Source organism: Metabacillus sp. RB-C-LZQ-3-1, assembly GCF_058315175.1.
In genome coordinates, this window is sequence record NZ_JBZFLI010000023.1 from 1 (window position 1) to 19,945 (window position 19,945).

Here is a 19,945-nt window from a genome sequence, read left to right on the forward strand (position 1 = left end):
CTCTCGGAATGTGGCTTTTTATATCTTATAAGAAAAAGAGCAGTAGGAGAACAAAATGACAAATCCTAAATATGTGAAAAGTTATCAGGAGGACGATCAATTAAGAAAAAGCTTTAACGAATTAGCTGCATTAACATTTGGCATCAACTTTGAACGGTGGTATGAGAAGGGATACTGGACAGAATGGTTTGAGCCACACTCCTACGTGACTGATGGAAAAGTAATAGCGAATGTATCAGTAAATAAGTTGGAGCTTATCATTAATAATCGTCGAAAAAAGAGAATACAAATTGGAACAGTTATGACACATCCAGATTACCGGAACAGAGGACTGTCAAAACAGCTTATGAACAAAGTCATGCAAGAATATGAGACTCATATTGATGTGTTTTACCTTTATGCTAATAATTCAGTGTTAGATTATTACCCTAAATTCGGATTTCAAAAGGTCAATGAGCATGTTTTTTCAATGTCTTACCAAGGTGCAAACAACAATCAACAATTCATCCACCTAAACGGAGAAAATGATCAAGATCTTGCTTTTATCTATGATTTTGCAAAAAAGAGACAACCAAATTCTACTCAATTTTCAACCATTCATACTGATGAATTGCTTATGTTTTATAGCATTAATGTTTATCCTCAGTCCATTGTTTACCTTGAAGAAGAGAGTGTGATTGTCTTTTATCAAATTAAAGGTGACACATTACATATACTAGATGTTATAAGTAATAAAGCAATAAATATCTATTCCATCCTAGCTAAGCTGGCAAATGAGAGGATAAAAAAGGTGGTATTTGAATTTACAATAAACAACATGTTATCGACTATAAAGGCTACTCCATTAAAAAGCAGGGAGACTTTATTCGTAAAAATGAAAAATGGGATAGATTTTCCTAAAGTCTTTAAACATCCCTCTCTTTCCCAGGCATGAAGAATCATAGAGTAAATAGTTTTTAAGCTAAGTGTCAACCGGCCAAAAGGTTAAGAGATCTAACAGAAAAAGTCCTTCATAGCACCGATGAAGGACAAAAAATACATAGATTTAAAAAGAATAGTTCCGCACATCCCACAAAAAAGGACAGTCTATGGTTTTTACTAAAGTTCATATTTCTCTTTCAGTGATTCTGGAGCCATTTTAATCATCCAATCAAGCACAAAGGTTGCGATTACAACATCATCGATAATTCCTAAAAAAGATATAAAGTCAGGAATTAAGTCGAATGGGAAGAATGCATATGTGAGGATGAGTAAAGCTCCTAATATCTTTTTATGGGATTCAACCTGTTTGGAAAAGAAAAACTCCTTTAAAAATGGGATGAATCTCCAAAATTTCACGATGAATTTTAGTCTTTTTAATCGTTTTATCATGTTGATCACCCCTCTAGTTTTTAAGAAAAATGTATTGGATAGTAGTAACAAGACTGTGATGTAATTGTGAAAGAAGAGTCAAGTCTAGTCTCTATCACTAGAAGTTCAATCCCAACAAATAGGGATCGTACCTGCAATTGATCTTTTATCCCACTTTTAACGGGCAGGAAGACCCCCACCTATAAGCTACTGAGTTTACAAAGAAGGTAGGTGGGGGATAACTGCCCGTAAAGGTGTCCGATTGGTTCAACTAACCATCAGTGGGGGATAAAGAAAACCCCCATCGATGCAAGTTTCACTTTATATGATCCGAATAAGATCTTGGTCCTTACTCTCTACACCTTCATTGAAGGTAAGCCTTGTTTTAAAACGGTAAGAAATACTGTCTGTAGAAACAGGGATATTTTCTTGTAATTTAAAAGTGAAAGACACTTTGCTATCTTCTTCAGGATTGATAAGCTTTGATGATAATATCGTAGCCGTATCTATCACTTTTTCTGTATTTGTATCTTTATCTATTAATACAAGATCACTATCAATTCTCTTTAATTGTTGCTCAATTGTCCCGCCTTTTAGGTGGAAATATCCATTAATCAGCTCACCGCGCCTATACGTGTCTTTCGGTAGAATAAGATCGATCACGGCTGATCCTACACCTAAAAGTGACATATATTTTCTAAGTAACATCATTTATCTCCTCCTATATATTCACTGCGTGTTACATATTTTTGTTCTAGACGTTTTTCAATTTTATCTAGCTGACGTTTATCTTTAAGAAGCTCTTCTTTGTTTTTCTTAATCAATTCTTTCATTGAAAGTTTTTTTACCATTATAGTAATCTCCTTTTTATCGCTATCCTATAAAGGAAAAGTGCAAGACGCCTGGAACTGGACACCATAACTTAGTAAAACTTTTATCATGTGCCTTTTAACAAGAAAAAACCTTTACCGTATTTGGTAAAGGTTTTTAAAAAAGACATAAAAGACCTTTACCGATTTAGTAAAGGTCTTGCTAACAACGTTAAGGTTGCCAACGAAGCCGAGAGTGATTCACTCTGTAATGACGACTTTGTTGTAAAAGCTACTCCCCTTTAGGAGAACGACTTATTTAATTAAGATAATCATAAAATATTTATCGGTGATCGTCAATATATTTCATGTTACATTTTTGTTACGATTTCATGGTCACATGACCTTAATTGTTTGTAATGCTTCAATCATCTTAGGTGTAATGAATTCTGATTCCTCTTTGTTCAAATAATGAATGGTGATACGTACCCAAACACCATCTACTTTTTTCATGACAATATTTACTTGAGTTTTACTAGAGGTTCCGTGCAGGAAAAATTCAGCGTCCCGGTAGAATGGGTGTGAGCTTGTTTTTGTTGGATGTTCGGCTATTGTATAGTCTTTTAAGTAAGCTTTTGAGTTTTCTTTAACCTCGCTTATATTTGCATTTGAATCTAATACTTCAATTCTAGAAAAATAAGAATCATTTTTTTTGTAACTCACAATAAATCGTCTAGGTTCTTCTGCATCAAATGTAAATCCGCTTTTTGGAGATACGGTGAGTTTGATGTCATTTGCATCATAGCTCGCAGGAATGTAGGAAGATGCCCGGGCTTGAGCAACATTTAGGATTTGGCCAACTTTAATTATATTTGATGTTAAATAATTTTGAGCTTTTAATTCTTTTACAGTTAGGCCATAGTTGTTTGCAATACTGTATAAAGTGTCACCTTTTTTTACTGTAACAGTTGTTGGAATGATAAGCTTATCCCCTACATAGATTGTATTTGAAGACAGTTGATTAAGGAATTTTAATTGTGAAACAGTCGTTTTATGTTTTTTAGAAAGACCGTATAGAGTATCACCTTTTTTGATGGTAACTTGAGTAGGAATATTTAATGTGTTTCCGGGATAAATGATTGAGGAAGAGAGGTTGTTAAGTTGTTTCAATTGTGAGACTGTCATATCGTTTTCCTTCGCAATACGGTAGAGTGTATCACCCTTTTTAATTGTATACAGTGTGGATGCCTCTGCACTTGAAGCACCCCAAATTCCGGTTAATCCTAAAGTTAGTACTGCTAATTTGATAAGTCCTTTCGTTTTCTTCATGTTAATCCCCCAATTATGATTATTTTACATACGGATGAGTAGGATGGAATGAGTCAAGTTATAGGGTCTTTTGAATGATGCCGTATTTACTACATTAGACGAAAATATTGAAGATATCGTTTCAAACGAATAAGCCTAATTTCGTTTCCAATGCTTAGAAAAGAATAAATCGCAAGAAACACGGATAAGCGTTATTACATCCAGCTCCAGCGCCTAGCCGCAAATGAATTGAAGACAAAGAACGTTTTTTATTCATTTGCGTCTTATTTGCCCTATGCTGAAATAAGGCATTTACGCTTTTGTTGTATGCTGAAATTTGGTACTATTTGATGAATAATTTTGAGTCTTTTGATGAGACTTTTGGGTTCTATCCGTTTATAATAAAACATATAATCATTTTTACTTACATGATTGAAAGCGAACATTTGTTGAAACATTTTATATTCGTTTCACACAAACCTATTTTAATAGAAAGGTGTGTCATAGAATGGAAGCTAATATAAAAAATTCGATTACTGTTGACTCAACAATTTCATTAAAAGGTATTGTAAAAGCAATCTTTGATAATACCGTTCATATCCAAATTGGCGGGAAAATCATTACGATGCCAATTGCCGATTTTAACCTATTAAAAGGGGAAACAAATAGTTCATCAAACTAAATAATTTCTTTATATAAAAACGTAGCGTATGGTTATATACCATAAACGCTGCGTTTTTTCTGTTTCTTATTCATGTCGAGGATTCTCATCTAATTGCCTATGTACTTCTCTAGCCATAAATTCCAAGATATATATCACCGGAAGTTGTGTTGTCATATCAATGGGCTGATAGGAGTTCATGTTTCTTTCCTCTGTTACATAGTAGGAAATCTTCAAATCAGAGATGTGAGCAAGTGTGCAATTTTTATGATTTGTAATACTAAAAATCTGATTTCCTTGCTTCTTTAATCGATTAACTTGGTTAATGGTATGATCTGTTTCACCTGACACAGAAAGGGCAATGACCATACAATTATGTAAATACCTTGTGTGAATAGGAAAATAAGGATCATTAATATAAAGGGAAAATTTACCTGAGATTGAAAAATAGCGTGCTCCATATTGTGCTAAGATCCCTGAGCTACCAAATCCTGTAAATAATACATTTTCTGCTTTTGTAACTAATTCTGCACCTCTTTTTTCAAAATCCTCTTTCATTGTTCGTTCCATAAACTCTGATAGAAAATGCTTCATTTCTTTATGAGAAGTAGGTTTTGATTCCTTCAAATAGAGCTTTAACTTTCCTTTAAACTCAGAAAAGCCTTCACAGTTAAGCTTTCGGCAAAATCTTAAAATGGTCGAGGTAGAGACATGAGTTTCATTTGCCAGGTCTCGAATCCTTATATAGATAACCTTGTCAGCATTGGTAATAATATAGTTATACGATGAGGATTCTAATTCATTAAATGAGGTGATCTTTGCTTGAAAACATCGTGTTTCTCCGATTTTCTTCTATAGACTATATTTTATCAAAAAACACGATGTTTCAGAAATGGAACAAATCTACTTAAACCAACCTTTTTCCTTCGACTGAGTAATGGCTTCAATTCTATTTTTTACATTAAGCTTTTCCAAAATTGTTGATATATAATTTCGTACAGTCCCTGTTTTTATGCTAAGTTGATCAGCAATTTCCTTAGTGTTCATCCCTTCTGCGACCAGGCCCAGCACTTCTTTTTCACGTTCTGTAAGAGGATTTTCTTCACTATAAATATCATCCATTAATTCAGGGGCATATATTCGTTTTCCAGCCATGATGTTTCGAATGGAGTTTGCTAATTCATCGCTAGGACTATCTTTTAAAAGATACCCTTTAACTCCGGCTTTTAATGCACGTTGGAAATATCCAGAACGAGAGAAGGTAGTAAGGATAATGACCTTACAGCTTTCATCCTTTAGTTGTTCTGCAGCTTCGAGTCCAGTCATGCCAGGCATTTCAATATCCATAATGCAAATGTCTGGTTGAAGCTCTTTCACAAGTGCGAGAGCTTCCTTTCCATTACTAGCTTTCCCGACAACCTCCATGTCATCTTCTAAATTAAGTAATGAGCCTAAGGCTCCTAAAAGCATTTGTTGATCTTCAGCAATGATAATACGAATCATAAGTGCCCTCCTAATCGGTTTGTTTGACGACATGTGGAACGGTTATGATTAGCGATGTACCATTCTCTGTCAAAATGTTAAGATGACCATTAACAAATTCGAGGCGTTCTTTCATCCCCGCTAGTCCGTTCCCCTTTGTGAAATCAGTTGATTCATTACCAATTCCGTTATCGCTTATTTTTAACATAATTTCGGTTTGAGTTTGTTCTAAGGAAACATAGCAGACGGTTGCCTGACTATGTCTGACAACATTTGTAACAGCTTCCTTTAAGCACATGCTTAGAATATTTTCTGTTAATAGCGGGACATTAGAAACTGACATTTCCTCGTCACTTACTAACTTAATTTGTGCGGCTTCCAAAATTTTTTTAACATGAACCAATTCTTCTTTTAATCGAATCCCTCGCATCTGAGAGACTATTTTTCTAACTTCATTTAATGCTGTTCGAGCAGTTTGTTGAATATCCTTCATCTCATTCTTTGCCTGTTCAGGATCTTTGTGAATAATTTTTCGGGCTAAATCGCTTTTTAATCCGATCATTGATAGCTTTTGACCTAAAGTATCATGAAGATCCCGGGCAATTCTTTGTCGCTCCTCTAGAATCACTAATTCAGAAATACGCTTATTGGCATCCTCAAGTTTTTCTTGTAGCTTGTCACGTTCTTTTCGATTGTAAATACTAAATGGTAAGAAAATAACACTAAGAGAGCTGATGATAACAAAGGGTAAGTGCTTTAATAACAATGCCTCATGTAAAACAGCACTAAAGTTTATCGCAACAAATGTAGCAACTAAATGAATAATATAAAGTGTTAAAAAAGGGACCCGTTCTTTTATATTTCCGATGAAATACGCAATATAAAAGGAAAAATAGAAATAATTAAAAAGATACGTGGAAGTAAAGGAAATGCCGATTAGAATGAGAGTTAAAACATAAACTCTCCAGCTTTTAGATAGAAAGGCATATCGAAACGTGATGAAAAACATAATAGTTAATAAAATACCAGCGATGATTTCAGCTGTTGATGATGATTGGAAAATGAAATAGAAAGGTAAAATACTTAAAAAAGCCCATATATATGGGGAAATTCCGTTGCTTTTTTGAATAATTCTTTTCATTTACAGAACCTACTTTAAGAATAAATTTTAAGGCTATTTTATCATATACATCGTTTTCGTTTCCATGCTTTAAGAGGATGACAACTTAGGTTCTCAATATCTAAAGGTAATGAAGATATTGAAGATCTAAGAGTCATCCTCTTCAGGTTAATGATTTTGGTAACTTCGTAAAGCATTAAAGCCTACAAAGCGTTTATTGTGAGCGTCCCATAATCGGAACTTTAGTGATTTTAAGCTGGTAGCTAATGTGATCGTAGGGACATTTTGTAAGGGCTCGGTATTATTATGAACTTCCTCAAGTTTATAATTTGGTACTCTAGGGCTTAAATGGTGTACATGGTGATACCCGATATTTCCTGATAACCATTGTAAGAGTTTTGGCAGCTTATAGTAAGAACTACCTTCGACAGCTGCTAAGACATATTCCCAGTCTTTATTTTCTTCATAATAGGAATCTTCAAAAGTATGTTGAACATAGAAGAGCCAGATTCCAAGTGAGCCTGAAATCATAAAGATTGGAATTTGTACTAATAAAAATGGTACTGTACCAAGTGTCCAGCAAAAGAAAACAACAAGAACAGTTACTGAAGCATTTATTAAATACGTATTCAGGCGTTCATTTCTTCTTGCACCTTTTTTATTAAAGCGATTTTTAATTAAAAACTCATAGATTGGACCAAGACCAAACATAACAAAAGGGTTACGATAAAGTCGGTACGCAATTTTGCGCCATTTTGGAGCAGCTAAATATTCATCGATCGTTAGAACCCATATATCACCGGTTCCGCGCTTGTCTAGGTTTCCACTTGTTGCATGATGGATCGAATGATCATGCTGCCATTGGCTAAATGGAAATAGTGTTAAAATACCTGTAATCGTTCCTAACACTTTATTAGCTGTGCGATTCTTAAAGAACGAGTAGTGACAACAGTCGTGAAAAATGATAAAAATCCGTACTAGGAATCCTGCGGCAATGACTGTAAACGCAAAGGTAAGGAAATAGGATATTGTTAAACTTTGGTAAGCCAGTGTCCAAAGGATAAAAAACGGCCCAAGTGTTGTAATAAGTTGCCATATACTATCTTTTGTATTGGATTTTTCATAGGGAGCAACTTGCTTCCTTAGATTTCTTTGCAATTCTTTACTCATTTTTTTAATTCCCTTCATTGTTTGTAGTTTCATTATATATAGAAGGAACATTACTTTGTAGACATAGGTGTCATAGGGGAAGTATGACAAGTGTCATATACGGCATGTCCGTGATCGGCAAAATAACAGATAAGTAAAATAAGAGTAACTACTTTGGTTATTTTAAATGCCCATAAGATTCGTCTTTGTCTATTTAAAATGGGAAATGAAAAGTGTATATTACTATTAATAGACTGCTAGATTTTAGGAGGAACTAATGTTTTATTCTCTTAGGAATAGACTGTTATTAATTTTTACATTATTGTTAACGGTTCCATTTTTGCTTTTATCCATTATCATCCCTAGCTGGTTCACCTCAATTATTGAAGAACAAACAAAGGATTCAACAGTCGAAATGATGGATCAATATTCCCTGTACATTGATTCTATTACAACCCAGGCTGAAGACCTGGGCAAGCAAGTTTTAGTGAGTCAATCTGCACAGCAATGGCTAAAGGTTGAGAAGGAAAGGGATGAGAATGCATCAACAAATGCTGAAAAATTATTCATTAAGAATCAATTAAAAATGCAGCTATCGTCTATGATGGTGAATAATTCGAATAATATGTCCATTTCTGTCTTTCTTAATGACGGAACGGGTACCTGGGGGAATAATCCTTCTCTTAAGGAAACGGAATGGTATCACGATTTTTTGAAAAATGATCAAAGATGGGTGAGCACTCATATCGACTCCTTTCAGCTTCACCAAAATATGCGTGAAAGAAAAGTTAATAGCTACCTGATCCCTTTGTTTGATATGAATATGCTGGAGTTATCAGGAATCATAAAAGTGAGCTTTCCGTCTTCTTTATTAGAAACTGCATTAAGTAAAATCAAACTAGGTGAAAATGGACGAGTTTATTTATTGGATCGGCAAGGCTTAAATGTTTTATCTAGTGAGATGCAAACTCCAAACGTTGTTTTAAATAAAAGTCTAAAAAAGATCACAAATGATTTACAAGAAAAAGGATTAGTCGAAGTGAAGCATAGTGATAAAGAATATCTTGTCTTTTTTCAGAAGCTAAAAGTTGGTGATTGGATTTTGTTAAGTGAAATAACAAAATCAGAATTATTTGCTAAAATTGATCAACTGCAAAACAACTTACTCATGACAAGTGCCTTGATTTTTATGTTAACCATTCTCATCTCATATTTGCTCTCTTCTAATATTGTAAGACCTTTGGGCAAGTTAACAAAAGCGATGAAATTTGTTGAACGCGGAGATTTTTCTGGGGCAAAGCGTGTCATGCCTTCAATAAAATCTCATCATCATGAAATTGGTTATGTGATAAAAGTCTTCGATCATACGATTGAACAATTAAACCATTTAATTAAAACAGAGTATGAAGCCAATATTCGGAGAAAAGATGCAGAATATAAAGCATTGCTTTTGCAAATTAATCCTCATTTTTTGAATAATACGCTAGAAGTAATTGGCGGACTTGCTATTCAAGGAAAAAAGAAAGAAGTAATGAACGTTAGTATTTATTTAGGTCGCATGATGAGATACTCTCTTAATACACAAGCAGATGTTGTGAAATTAGGTGAGGAGATTTCCTATATTCGAAACTTCATAGAGATATTAAAATTAAGATATGAAGGTGCATTAGCATGTGAGATTGAAGAAGAAGAGGAAACGAAATCTATCTCTATTATTAAATTTATTATTCAGCCTCTTGTTGAAAATGCAGTTAAGTATAGTTTTATAGACAATACCTATGCTGAAATAAAAATAAAAACAAAATTAGAAAATGGTCAATTATTGATTGTCGTTGAAGATAAAGGAAGTGGGATGTCAGAAGAGGTGATGACAAACTTCTATCATTTAGAGAAAAACGATGAAAAATATTCTGTTTTAAATAGTGACGGTAACAGTATTGGGCTAAAAAATGTAATAGGGAGATTGAGTTTATATTATGGTGATCGGTTTTCTTATAATATTCATTCTGTAAAGGGAGAAGGAACAAAAATTACCTTGTGTATAAAGTGAAACTTCCATCAGAGGGGGTTTTTCTTCATCCCCCACTGATGGTTAGTTGAACCAATCGGGGCAGTTATCCCAACCTACCTTCTTTTTTTTGTAAACTCATAAGCTTGAGGTGGGGTCTTACTGCCCGTTAAGAGTGGGATAAAAGTAACTGAGGGGGTTATACATGATGAAGGTAGTGATCACTGACGATGAAATACAAATTCGTAAAGGGCTAAAAATGAAAGTTGATTGGGAAGAAGAAGGATTTCACATAGTTGGTGAAGCTTCGAATGGTAAAGAAACCCTTGAACTATTAAATAGGATGGATGTTGATATCGTCATCACAGATGTGAGAATGCCTATAATGGATGGAATTGAATTTGTTAAGCAATGCAATCAATACTTTCCGCATGTAAAAGTTATCGTGTTATCAGGTTATTCTGATTTTGAATACGTAAGGTCATCACTTGTCGAGGGAGTGAAGGATTATTTATTAAAACCTGTGGCACCAGATGAAATCGTTGACGCACTTAAGAGAATACGAAGTGAAGTAGAGGAAGAACAGAAAAGACAACTAGAAACAAAGAGAATGACTCAACTTGTTCACAATCAGTTGGAAGAGATGAAGCAACAATTTATTCTTTATCTCGTTAAGGATGAATGGTCAGATTTGAAAGTTGCTCATGATCGATTACAGCAATTACAGTTAGGTGAATTTGCTACCGAAAATGTACGGGTTCAGTTTTTTACAGTAGAAATGAGAACAAAGGATGCGAATCTGTTAAAAGAATTATGGGTCCCATTTACAATGGTTTGTAAAGAGTTAGCGCAGAAATACAAGTCCACCTACTATTTTTATGATACAAGCTATTCAAATATGCTTCATTTTATTCATCTTGTGGAAAACGATAAAGGAGAGCAAACGGCTGTGATCGTTAAAGAGGTGCAAAAATATGTAAAAACCTATTTAAAGATCGATACTGTTATAGGCATTGGAAAGGTTGTAACAGGGCTTAGAGAATTTAAAACTGGTTATATATCTGCCTTACTTTCTTGGAGTCAAAGCCAACTTGGTTCACATTCTCAAGTTATCGATGGAACAGTAAATAAAGAATTATTTGAGTTTCCATCTGATGTTGAAAAGCGGTTGGTAAATTCAATCGAAAACGTCAGTATACATGACTTTCAACTTAATCTAAATGGTATTTTATGTGAAACAAATAAAATATCGATGATGTCAGTATCATTTGCTGCTAATCGAGTTCTATTTTTACTAAGCTCACTAGCTGCTAAATATAATCTAGATACAACTGAAAGTCATCAGCTTTTATGGAATTGTCAACAAAGTATATGGAAACTAAATGCTTATAAAAAGGTAGTTGATCAGCTGATTGAGTTAGCGGAGCTAATTATTGAAAAAGTCCGAGAAGCACGGTACTCTTCAAATGGGTCGACTATTGTGGAAAATGTTCGTATATTTTTAGACAAGCATTATGCAAGTGAAATTTCCTTGAAGATCTTATCAGACCAGTTCCATATTAATAGTGCCTATTTATCAGAGTTGTTTAAATTTCATGTCGGTCAAAATTTTAGTGACTACTTGATCAACTTAAGAATGGAAAATGCAAAAGTATTCTTAAAAGACAGACAGCTTAAGATTATTGATGTTGCTTATTTAGTCGGGTTCTCTAATTCGGGTTATTTCAGTACAGTGTTCAAAAAATATGTTGGAAAAACACCGGCAGAATTTCGGAAAGAGTTTGCTGAATAATTGATGAGAAAGGAAACGATATGAAAAAAAGGGCCGCCATTATTAGTGTTATTCTTTTCATCATAGCTATTGCTTACTATTTACTTTCTTTTTTCATTACTTACCCTGATAATCAAGATGTAAGTCCAGTCGAGAATGAAGATAAAACTCAACTTACGTTTTGGAGAAATTATGGGACAAAATTAGAAAATGATGCTTATAAGGAGTTAATTACAGCTTTTGAGAAAGATCATCCTCACATTGGAATTAATATGGTTTCGGTTCCTTATGGAGATTATGAATTAAGATTGCGAACTGAAATTGCAGCCGGGAATCCGCCGGATATTATGTCAATTGATAGCCCTAATTTGGCTCTTTATGCACATTCAGGTTCACTTTTATCTATTGACCATTTGATGAAATCTGAAGGGGATATTGATGATATCCCGCCTTCAACACTCGAAGGGTTAAAGTATAATGGAGAAATATATCTTTCACCAGTGGTAGAGTCTGGGGTAGCTCTATTTTATAATATTCATCTATTCAAGCAGGCCGGTATTCCATTGCCTTCAAAGGATCCACATTCACCATTGACTTGGGAAGAGGTTTTGAAAATAGCCCAGAAGTTGAATAATCCAGCTGAAGAAATTGTTGGAATAGATCCTGCACAGGGATTTAATGATGGAGAATCACCAGCTTATTTTAAACTACCACTTTTATGGCAATTTGGTTCCGAAGTGTTAAGTCCAAAATCTGATACGGCAGAAGGGTACTTGAATTCTCATGAAGCCCTAGAAGCGTTGCAATTTTATCAAGATATGTATCATAAGCAAAAAGTAGCTGTTGTAGAACTTCCTCCAGATCCATTTGTATCTGGCCATATTGCCATGTCAGTAATGGGTTCATGGATGTTAGCAGATATTGAAAAGAACTTTCCGGATTTTAAGTTAGGAGAAGACTTTGGAGTTTCTCCATTACCGAAGGAGCGGTATCAAGTTACACCAAATGGAGGGTGGGCTCTAGGAATTTCATCGAAATCTAAGCATCCTGATGAAGCATGGGAATTTATTAAATATGTGACTGGTTTTGAGGGGTCCAAGAAGTATGTAGAAATGACAGGGGATTTGCCGGCAAGATACTCAGTAGCAAATGAATTTCCAGAGCTTATAAACTATCCGAAAAACATCTTTGTTCAACAAACCCAAAACTATTCAAAAAATCGTCCAGTTACTCCAGCGTATCCTGTCATAAGCGAAACGATTAAGGAGCTTTTTGAAGATGTTGGTATTGGTGGTAAAGATGTAAGGTCATCAGCAGATAAAGCAGTTGAAAAAATTAATAAAAGTTTACAAGATTTGAAAAGTAGAGAATGAGGTTGTCCTAAGGGCAGCCTTATTTTTGTTCTCGCCTAGGAATTATAAAATTCTTGTACTGTGGATAATCGCGCGGCATCCAGCTCCAGCGCCTAGCCCCGCGAGGTCATAAGTCACAAATGAATTGAAGACAAAGAACGTCTTCTATTATTTGCGTCTTATACTTGTGTCGGGGCTGTTCAAGGCGCTTGCGCTTTTGTTCACAGATATGAAAGTATAAAATTTTGTACTTAGTGTAGGTGTCTAGCTCCAGCGCCTATCGCCTATCAAACTTCAGATCATCTCCCTACGATAAGTCAACATCGGTTCGCTTCGCTTACCGTGTTTCCTTTGCCCCACTTTAACGGGCAGTATAAAATGGCCCAAGGGAGAACATAGTGTGAGAGTTAACTGCCCGGTAAAAGTCTGATAAGTCTCTCTATCCATTAGGATAAAGCCCCTAATGGAAGTATCGCTATATCTCAGTCGATGCTCCTCCAGTTTGTACGGCGATGACCAAGGCGCTTGCGCTTTTCTTATTCAAATTCCAAAAAATTTATATATCAAGTTCCAAAGATATTAAAATATTCCGTTTTCATCGTTTGATATAGTTTAAATCACATAAACAAGAAAAGAATGAATGGCGAGGGACAACTTTATGATTGAGAGGTTTGAAATCGCTTACTAGAGATGTTTCTATTTCTAATTTCAATTTATTCACAAAAGGAGGTTAACAGAATGCAAGAAATAACGAAGGCGAAAAGTGATGCCCAACTATCCGTTCAAGCTGTGAAAAATACAAAACTTAAGAGCAATATCGAGTATATAAAAAAGAACAATTTTCTCTATTTACTTATTGCTCCTGCCGTTATTCTTACGATCATTTTTAAGTATGTTCCGATGTACGGGGCCATCATTGCCTTTAAAGATTTTAGTACGATCAAAGGAATATTAGGAAGTGAATGGGTAGGGTTTAAGCATTTTGAGGATTTCTTAACCTCTCCAAATTTTGAAGTGATTTTTATGAGTACACTTAAGCTTAGCTTGTACGGATTATTACTAGGTTTTCCAGTACCCATTATTTTAGCTTTAATGCTTAATCAAGTCAGAAGAAACGCAGTTAAGAAAAATGTTCAGTTGATCTTATATGCACCAAACTTTATCTCTGTAGTTGTTATAGTCGGGATGTTGTTCATCTTCTTATCACCCACAGGCCCAATCAATAACATCATTTCATTTATGACCGGAAAACCGGTTATGTTTATGTCAGAACCAGAATATTTCAGATCAATCTATATTTTATCTGGAATTTGGCAAGCAGCAGGTTGGTCTTCTATTGTCTATGTTGCTGCATTAGCGAATGTGGATCCAGAGCTTCATAATGCTGCGACAATTGATGGAGCTAATATTTTACAAAGAATTATTCATATCGATTTGCCAACATTGAAACCATTAATGGCAATTATTTTTATTTTAGGTGCAGGTGGAATTATGGCGATTGGATTTGAAAAGGCTTACTTAATGCAAACATCAATGAATATACCAGCTTCTGAAATTCTTCCAACCTATGTATATAAAGTAGGTTTACAAGCAGGAGATTATGCTTATTCAACAGCTGTAGGGCTCTTCAATTCAGTTATCAACGTTATATTACTGGTTGTCGTGAATTTCGTTGTGAAAAAGTTAAATGAAGGTGAAGGATTATATTAATTGGAAAGGAGGATTTTCGATGATCAAGCATACTCGTATGGATCGAATGATTTTATCATTAAATAGCATTTTTTTATGTTTAGCAGTTCTTGTCGTTTTAGTTCCGTTGGTTTACGTCGTCATTGCTTCATTTATGGATCCCACTGTCTTATTGAACAAAGGTTTATCCTTCAATATTTCTGATTGGAGTCTAGAAGGTTACAAGAGAATCTTATCAGATGATGCCATGGTAAGAGGCTTTTTAAACGCTATTCTCTACTCAGTGGGCTTTTCAATCATTACTGTTGTCGTTTCAATATTCGCAGCCTTTCCTTTATCTGTTCAAGGCTTTGTAGGAAAAAACTTCTTTATGACTTTATTTCTTATCACGATGTTTTTTAGTGGAGGATTGATCCCAACTTACTTAGTTGTGAAAGATTTAGGAATGTTAAATACTATTTGGGCCATTTTGCTCCCAGGAGCTGTGAATGTGTGGAATATCATCCTAGCAAGAACCTATTTCAAGGGCATTCCAAATGAATTACATGAGGCTGCAAAAGTTGATGGAGCTTCAGATTTACTTATATTTTTCAAAATTGTGCTACCGCTTTCTAAGCCAATTATATTCGTTTTAGCACTTTATGCGTTTGTTGGTCAGTGGAACTCATATTTTGATGCAATGATTTATCTTGAAGATCCAAAACTTCATCCTCTTCAGTTAGTTTTAAGGTCAATCTTAATTCAAAACCAGGCGGAGCCAGGAATGATTAGTGACCAGCTAGCAATGGCTGAATTGGCAAAAGTATCGGAAATGATTAAGTACTCAGCTATTGTTATTTCAAGTCTACCATTAATTGTGATGTATCCATTTTTCCAGAAATACTTTGAAAAAGGTGTCATGGTTGGTTCATTAAAATAGAGAACCAATTAGATATAGATAATAGCAATCTACAAAAAATATTGGGGGTTAGATGATGAAACATGTGAAAAAATTTGTATGGTCTTCTGCAGTTGCGATGCTTTTGCTATCAGGCTGCAGCAGTAAAAATGTCGCTTCTTCTGAGGACTATGAGCTTACTGAAATTTCCTTTCCATTAAAAGAAGAGGTAACACTTAAATTTATGACACAAAGCTCTCCGTTGGCACCTAAAGATCCAAATGAAAAATTAATCTATCAAAGATTAGAAGAAAAAACAGGAGTCAATATTGAATGGAAAAACTATACAAATGATGTTTTCGTAGAAAAAAGAAATTTAGCTATAGCTAGTGGTGATCTGCCAGATGCGATTATGGATGCTGGTTATGGGGATTATGACTTATTAAAACTTGCAAAAGATGGCGCGATAATTCCTGTTGAGGATTTAATCGATCAATACATGCCGAACCTACAAAAAGTGCTTGAGGAAGCTCCTGAGTATAAAGCGATGATGACAGCTCCAGATGGGCATATTTATTCTTTTCCATGGATAGAGGAGCTTGGGACAGGAAAAGAAAATATTCATTCAGTTGATGATTTTCCTTGGATTATTGTAGAATGGCTGGATAAATTAGGGCTAGAAATGCCAACAACAACAGAGGAATTAAAAGAAGTACTAATAGCTTTTAAAACAAAAGATCCAAACGGAAATGGTGAAGCAGACGAAATTCCGATGTCATTTATTATTAATCATGGTGGCGAGGATCCAGCCTTCCTATTTGGGTCCTTTGGACTTGGAGATAACTGGGATCATACAGTTGTAAGTAATGAAGGAGAAGTTTTATTCACAGCTGCTGATGAAGGCTATAAAGAAGCAATCTCCTATTTTAGCGACTTATATAAAGAAGGCCTGATTGATGTTGAAGCATTTGAGCATGACTGGAATACGTATCTAGCCAAAGGAAAAGATGAACGTTATGGAATGTATTTTACATGGGATAAAGCTAATATAACAGGTATGAATGATAAATATGATCTTATGCCTCCATTAGCGGGTCCGGATGGTCATGTGAATGTTGCAAGAACAAATGGCATGGGCTTTGATCGAGGAAGAATGGTTATTACGAGTGCAAATAAAAACTTAGAGCTGACTGCTAAATGGATTAATCAATTATATGATCCACACCAATCTGTTCAAAACAACTGGGGAACGTATGGAGATGAGTCTCAACAAAATATTTTTGAATTTGATGAAGCTGCTGGGATGTTGAAGCACCTACCGTTGGATGGAGCTGCTCCTGTTGAGGTACGACAAAAAACAAGCATCAATGGCCCACTAGCGATTTTAGATGAATACTACGGTACAGTCACGACAAAACCAGATGATGCTGCATGGAGACTAGATCTAATGAAAGAGGTCATGGTTCCTCATATGAAAGCTGAAAACACATATCCAAAAGTGTTTTTCTCGATAGAAGAATTGGATAAACTCGCAACAATTGAAACAGATTTGTTTGCTTATGTAAACAGAAAAAGAGCGGAATGGATGACGAACGGAAAAGTTGAAGAAGAATGGGATGAATACTTGGCTGAGCTTGATCGATTAGGCTTGCAAGAATGGTTGGAAATTAAACAAAAAGGATATGATCGAAATCAATCATAAAAAATAATAGAGACTAACAACTAGCCTCTATTGTGGAAGAGATCGAAATCTGTTAACTGATAGATTTTCGATGAAAGTTGATAGATTTTTTGTGGAAGTTGAAAGATTATTTTAGAAAGTTGATAGATTCACCTAAAAAGTTGATAGATTCTTCATCCAATAAAAATTCCCATGAAAAAGGAGCTGTAAGAAATGGTTCAAAAATTAAATGAAAAATATCGTCCTCAATTTCATTTTTCCCCACAGGAAAAATGGATGAATGATCCAAATGGGATGGTGTTTTTTGAAGGAGAATACCATTTGTTTTATCAATATCATCCATCAGGCACGACATGGGGTCCTATGCACTGGGGACATGCGGTTAGTAAGGATTTAATCTATTGGGAGCACTTGCCGATTGCATTGCATCCTGATGAGCACGGAACCATATTCTCAGGTAGTGCAGTTGTTGACTGGGATAATACGACAGGCTTTTTCGAGGGCGAGCCTGGATTAGTTGCAATCTTTACACATCATGACACTTATCCTGAATCCGATAGAGTCCGTCAGAGACAAAGTCTGGCTTATAGCAGTGATAAAGGGAGAACATGGAAGAAATATGAGGGGAATCCGGTATTGGCAGATGTTTCAATGACAGACTACCGTGATCCTAAAGTGTTTTGGCATGAGCCTTCAAACAAGTGGATTATGATTCTTGCTACAGGGCAGTCAGTCACCATGTTTACATCTCCAAACCTAATAGATTGGGAGTTTGCAAGCCAATTTGGAGAAAAGGAGGGTTCACATGCTGGATTCTGGGAATGTCCTGATCTATTCCCATTACCAGTTGATCAAGATCAGACCAATCAGAAGTGGGTTATGATCGTTAGTATAGGTGATACAGGAGAATGGATCGAAGGGTCTAGAACTCAATATTTTATTGGGGATTTTGACGGAACAACTTTTGTAAATGATAACGAAGCTGAAAATGTTTTATGGTTAGACTTTGGAAGAGATAATTATGCGGGTGTTAGCTGGTCAGATATTCCGGAGGTAGACGGTAGAAGAATCTACCTTGGTTGGATGAGTAATTGGAGATATGCCAATCTTGTACCAACAAAGGAATGGAGAGGGGCCATGACACTGCCTAGAGAATTATCCTTAATCACAACTAAGGATGGAGTTCGATTAAACCAAAAACCTATAGCAGAGATAAGCAGGCTAAGACAAGAATGTTGCTATCATCCAAAAGAGGTAATTGACAAAAATCAACCTGTATCTATTATTCTTCATTATCCTTTGCAGGAAATAAATATCGAATTTGAAAATATAGATGCGACAACATTTGATTGTGTGATGAAGCATTCAAATAATGAGGAAACTATTCTTCGTTACAACATCGATAATGAGGAATTGATTGTTGATCGTTCTAATTCAGGTGAACATAGCTTTTCAGAATCATTCCAAACGGCACAGCATGCTCCGTTATCAATGGTGAATAATAGGATAAATCTGCAAATTTTCATTGATACTTCTTCACTTGAAGTATTCGCAAACGATGGGATCGTAGCAGTTACAAGCTTAATTTTTCCTGAGGAAGGATGTAAAGAACTCATTTTATCTTCGCATAGTGGAAGTGTAAAGGTTCACACTTTAGAACGAACTAATCTTACTTCTGCTTGGAATGAGTAGTGATAAAAAGAATAAAGGACGTTGAATACATGGGGAATTCTATTATTTGTATAGGAGAATTGTTAATTGATTTCTTCTGTAAAGATGTGGACATTGATTTAATAGACGGAAAAATTTTTGAAAAGCAGGCAGGAGGAGCACCGGCAAATGTATGTGCAACAATTGCAAAATTGGGTGGAGATTCAAAGTTTTGTGGAAAGGTTGGGGATGATCTCTTCGGATATTTCTTAAAAAGAACACTTGATGATGTGAATGTCGATACATCAATGTTGTTAGTTGATAAAAATCACCCAACCACTTTAGCATTTGTGTCCTTACAAGGAAATGGTGAAAGAGACTTTGTCTTTAATCAAGGAGCAGATGCATTTCTATTGGAAGAAGAAATAGACCAAGAAAAAGTGAAAAAAGCTTCCATTCTTCATTTTGGTTCTGCTACAGCACTAATAGATAATCCGTTTTGTTCCACATACTTAAGCATAATGAAACTAGCAAAAAAAGAAGGAAAGTTCATTTCGTTTGATCCGAATTATAGAAAAGACTTATGGAAAGAACGTAAATTACAGTTTATCAAGTTAGCAAAAGAAGCAATAGCCTTTGCTTATTTTGTAAAGCTAAGTGAAGATGAAATAAAGATTGTCACTCAAAAACAGAATCTAATAGCAGGAATAGATGACTTACATCAAATGGGAGCTTCGATTATTGCAGTGACGTTAGGAAAAAATGGAACACTCATATCTAATGGATTCGAGCATGAGCTTATTCCAAGTGTTGAAGTTCAAGCGATTGATTCAACCGGGGCTGGTGATGCTTTTGTAGGTGCTACTTTGTTTCAGATTGCACAAGAAAAACACCCGCATCATTTAATTTATCATTTTCATGATTTGAAAAAAATGATTTCGTTTAGCAATAAAGTTGGGGCAATGACATGTACTCAAATTGGGGCAATGTCTGCAATATCTAGACTTTCATTCTGATTTTTTTAATAAAGGATGAAAA

General features: G+C 35.1%; 18 protein-coding genes. 10 read left to right on the forward strand and 8 right to left on the reverse strand.

All coding sequences use genetic code 11. The features are described from left to right. Positions 1 to 55 precede the first annotated feature (55 nt). Positions 56 to 934, forward strand: coding sequence for a GNAT family N-acetyltransferase (locus tag AC4GZ8_RS23100; protein WP_491084235.1), 879 nt, complete (start codon positions 56 to 58; stop codon positions 932 to 934). A 164-nt stretch (positions 935 to 1,098) separates the two neighbouring features. Here AC4GZ8_RS23100 and AC4GZ8_RS23105 read toward each other — a convergent pair whose 3' ends face one another. The 4 genes from AC4GZ8_RS23105 to AC4GZ8_RS23120 all read right to left on the reverse strand — a co-directional run bounded on the left by AC4GZ8_RS23105 (position 1,099) and on the right by AC4GZ8_RS23120 (position 3,488). After that, complete coding sequence (locus AC4GZ8_RS23105; RefSeq protein ID WP_491084236.1) at positions 1,099 to 1,371, reverse strand: YkvA family protein; 273 nt, start codon at positions 1,369 to 1,371, stop codon at positions 1,099 to 1,101. A 300-nt stretch (positions 1,372 to 1,671) separates the two neighbouring features. Continuing rightward, positions 1,672 to 2,058, reverse strand: coding sequence for a sporulation protein (locus AC4GZ8_RS23110; RefSeq protein WP_491084237.1), 387 nt, complete (start codon positions 2,056 to 2,058; stop codon positions 1,672 to 1,674). Further along, positions 2,058 to 2,201, reverse strand: a complete 144-nt coding sequence (locus AC4GZ8_RS23115; protein WP_491084238.1) for an FbpB family small basic protein — start codon at positions 2,199 to 2,201, stop codon at positions 2,058 to 2,060. Before AC4GZ8_RS23115 ends, AC4GZ8_RS23110 begins: the two co-directional genes overlap by 1 nt. Before the next feature lie 354 nt (positions 2,202 to 2,555). Then, the gene (locus tag AC4GZ8_RS23120; RefSeq protein ID WP_491084239.1) at positions 2,556 to 3,488 is read right to left on the reverse strand and encodes a LysM peptidoglycan-binding domain-containing protein; all 933 of its coding nucleotides are present in this window, start codon (positions 3,486 to 3,488) and stop codon (positions 2,556 to 2,558) included. A 487-nt stretch (positions 3,489 to 3,975) separates the two neighbouring features. Here AC4GZ8_RS23120 and AC4GZ8_RS23125 point away from each other — a divergent pair, with 487 nt between their 5' ends. Next, a complete protein-coding gene (locus AC4GZ8_RS23125; protein ID WP_491084240.1) occupies positions 3,976 to 4,149 on the forward strand; it encodes a hypothetical protein in 174 nt (57 codons plus the stop codon). 66 nt (positions 4,150 to 4,215) lie between these two features. Here the strand turns inward: AC4GZ8_RS23125 and AC4GZ8_RS23130 are convergent, their stop codons facing one another. The 4 genes from AC4GZ8_RS23130 to desA form a co-directional block, all read right to left on the reverse strand. Continuing rightward, entirely contained in the window at positions 4,216 to 4,944 is a 729-nt protein-coding gene (locus tag AC4GZ8_RS23130; protein WP_491084276.1) for a MurR/RpiR family transcriptional regulator, read from the reverse strand. 87 nt (positions 4,945 to 5,031) lie between these two features. After that, positions 5,032 to 5,631: a response regulator gene (locus AC4GZ8_RS23135; protein ID WP_491084241.1), complete on the reverse strand. Its 600-nt coding sequence runs from the start codon at positions 5,629 to 5,631 to the stop codon at positions 5,032 to 5,034. A gap of 10 nt (positions 5,632 to 5,641) precedes the next feature. After that, positions 5,642 to 6,751 carry a sensor histidine kinase gene (locus AC4GZ8_RS23140; protein WP_491084242.1) on the reverse strand — a complete coding sequence of 370 codons (1,110 nt, stop codon included), beginning with the start codon at positions 6,749 to 6,751 and terminating at the stop codon, positions 5,642 to 5,644. Positions 6,752 to 6,898: 147 nt separating this feature from the next. Next, positions 6,899 to 7,900, reverse strand: a complete 1,002-nt coding sequence (gene desA / locus AC4GZ8_RS23145) for a Delta(5) desaturase DesA (protein ID WP_491084243.1) — start codon at positions 7,898 to 7,900, stop codon at positions 6,899 to 6,901. 256 nt (positions 7,901 to 8,156) lie between these two features. On the opposite strand from desA, the gene AC4GZ8_RS23150 reads away from it, so the two are divergent. From AC4GZ8_RS23150 to AC4GZ8_RS23185, 8 genes are all read left to right on the forward strand, one after another. Continuing rightward, positions 8,157 to 9,929, forward strand: coding sequence for a sensor histidine kinase (locus AC4GZ8_RS23150; RefSeq protein ID WP_491084244.1), 1,773 nt, complete (start codon positions 8,157 to 8,159; stop codon positions 9,927 to 9,929). A 166-nt stretch (positions 9,930 to 10,095) separates the two neighbouring features. Next, positions 10,096 to 11,679: a response regulator transcription factor gene (locus AC4GZ8_RS23155; protein WP_491084245.1), complete on the forward strand. Its 1,584-nt coding sequence runs from the start codon at positions 10,096 to 10,098 to the stop codon at positions 11,677 to 11,679. Positions 11,680 to 11,699: 20 nt separating this feature from the next. Then, positions 11,700 to 13,031, forward strand: a complete 1,332-nt coding sequence (locus tag AC4GZ8_RS23160) for an ABC transporter substrate-binding protein (RefSeq protein WP_491084246.1) — start codon at positions 11,700 to 11,702, stop codon at positions 13,029 to 13,031. A gap of 717 nt (positions 13,032 to 13,748) precedes the next feature. Further along, positions 13,749 to 14,720, forward strand: coding sequence for an ABC transporter permease (locus AC4GZ8_RS23165; RefSeq protein WP_491084247.1), 972 nt, complete (start codon positions 13,749 to 13,751; stop codon positions 14,718 to 14,720). 19 nt (positions 14,721 to 14,739) lie between these two features. Next, on the forward strand, positions 14,740 to 15,618 hold the full coding sequence (locus tag AC4GZ8_RS23170; protein ID WP_491084248.1) for a carbohydrate ABC transporter permease: 879 nt from the start codon (positions 14,740 to 14,742) through the stop codon (positions 15,616 to 15,618). A 55-nt stretch (positions 15,619 to 15,673) separates the two neighbouring features. Beyond that, positions 15,674 to 17,278 (forward strand): ABC transporter substrate-binding protein, encoded by a 1,605-nt coding sequence (locus AC4GZ8_RS23175; protein WP_491084249.1) that lies wholly within the window; start codon positions 15,674 to 15,676, stop codon positions 17,276 to 17,278. Positions 17,279 to 17,470: 192 nt separating this feature from the next. Then, positions 17,471 to 18,949 carry a glycoside hydrolase family 32 protein gene (locus AC4GZ8_RS23180; protein WP_491084250.1) on the forward strand — a complete coding sequence of 493 codons (1,479 nt, stop codon included), beginning with the start codon at positions 17,471 to 17,473 and terminating at the stop codon, positions 18,947 to 18,949. Between the two features lie 29 nt (positions 18,950 to 18,978). Beyond that, positions 18,979 to 19,923 (forward strand): carbohydrate kinase family protein, encoded by a 945-nt coding sequence (locus AC4GZ8_RS23185; RefSeq protein ID WP_491084251.1) that lies wholly within the window; start codon positions 18,979 to 18,981, stop codon positions 19,921 to 19,923. Positions 19,924 to 19,945 lie beyond the last annotated feature (22 nt).

What these genes read in the sequence shown, in the direction of transcription:
- AC4GZ8_RS23100 (WP_491084235.1), top strand. Translation starts at nt 56, where the DNA reads ATGACAAATCCTAAATATGTGAAAAGTTATCAGGAGGACGATCAATTA.
- AC4GZ8_RS23105 (WP_491084236.1), bottom strand. Translation starts at nt 1,371, where the DNA reads ATGATAAAACGATTAAAAAGACTAAAATTCATCGTGAAATTTTGGAGA.
- AC4GZ8_RS23110 (WP_491084237.1), bottom strand. Translation starts at nt 2,058, where the DNA reads ATGTTACTTAGAAAATATATGTCACTTTTAGGTGTAGGATCAGCCGTG.
- AC4GZ8_RS23115 (WP_491084238.1), bottom strand. Translation starts at nt 2,201, where the DNA reads ATGGTAAAAAAACTTTCAATGAAAGAATTGATTAAGAAAAACAAAGAA.
- AC4GZ8_RS23120 (WP_491084239.1), bottom strand. Translation starts at nt 3,488, where the DNA reads ATGAAGAAAACGAAAGGACTTATCAAATTAGCAGTACTAACTTTAGGA.
- AC4GZ8_RS23125 (WP_491084240.1), top strand. Translation starts at nt 3,976, where the DNA reads ATGGAAGCTAATATAAAAAATTCGATTACTGTTGACTCAACAATTTCA.
- AC4GZ8_RS23135 (WP_491084241.1), bottom strand. Translation starts at nt 5,631, where the DNA reads ATGATTCGTATTATCATTGCTGAAGATCAACAAATGCTTTTAGGAGCC.
- AC4GZ8_RS23140 (WP_491084242.1), bottom strand. Translation starts at nt 6,751, where the DNA reads ATGAAAAGAATTATTCAAAAAAGCAACGGAATTTCCCCATATATATGG.
- desA (WP_491084243.1), bottom strand. Translation starts at nt 7,900, where the DNA reads ATGAGTAAAGAATTGCAAAGAAATCTAAGGAAGCAAGTTGCTCCCTAT.
- AC4GZ8_RS23150 (WP_491084244.1), top strand. Translation starts at nt 8,157, where the DNA reads ATGTTTTATTCTCTTAGGAATAGACTGTTATTAATTTTTACATTATTG.
- AC4GZ8_RS23155 (WP_491084245.1), top strand. Translation starts at nt 10,096, where the DNA reads ATGAAGGTAGTGATCACTGACGATGAAATACAAATTCGTAAAGGGCTA.
- AC4GZ8_RS23160 (WP_491084246.1), top strand. Translation starts at nt 11,700, where the DNA reads ATGAAAAAAAGGGCCGCCATTATTAGTGTTATTCTTTTCATCATAGCT.
- AC4GZ8_RS23165 (WP_491084247.1), top strand. Translation starts at nt 13,749, where the DNA reads ATGCAAGAAATAACGAAGGCGAAAAGTGATGCCCAACTATCCGTTCAA.
- AC4GZ8_RS23170 (WP_491084248.1), top strand. Translation starts at nt 14,740, where the DNA reads ATGATCAAGCATACTCGTATGGATCGAATGATTTTATCATTAAATAGC.
- AC4GZ8_RS23175 (WP_491084249.1), top strand. Translation starts at nt 15,674, where the DNA reads ATGAAACATGTGAAAAAATTTGTATGGTCTTCTGCAGTTGCGATGCTT.
- AC4GZ8_RS23180 (WP_491084250.1), top strand. Translation starts at nt 17,471, where the DNA reads ATGGTTCAAAAATTAAATGAAAAATATCGTCCTCAATTTCATTTTTCC.
- AC4GZ8_RS23185 (WP_491084251.1), top strand. Translation starts at nt 18,979, where the DNA reads ATGGGGAATTCTATTATTTGTATAGGAGAATTGTTAATTGATTTCTTC.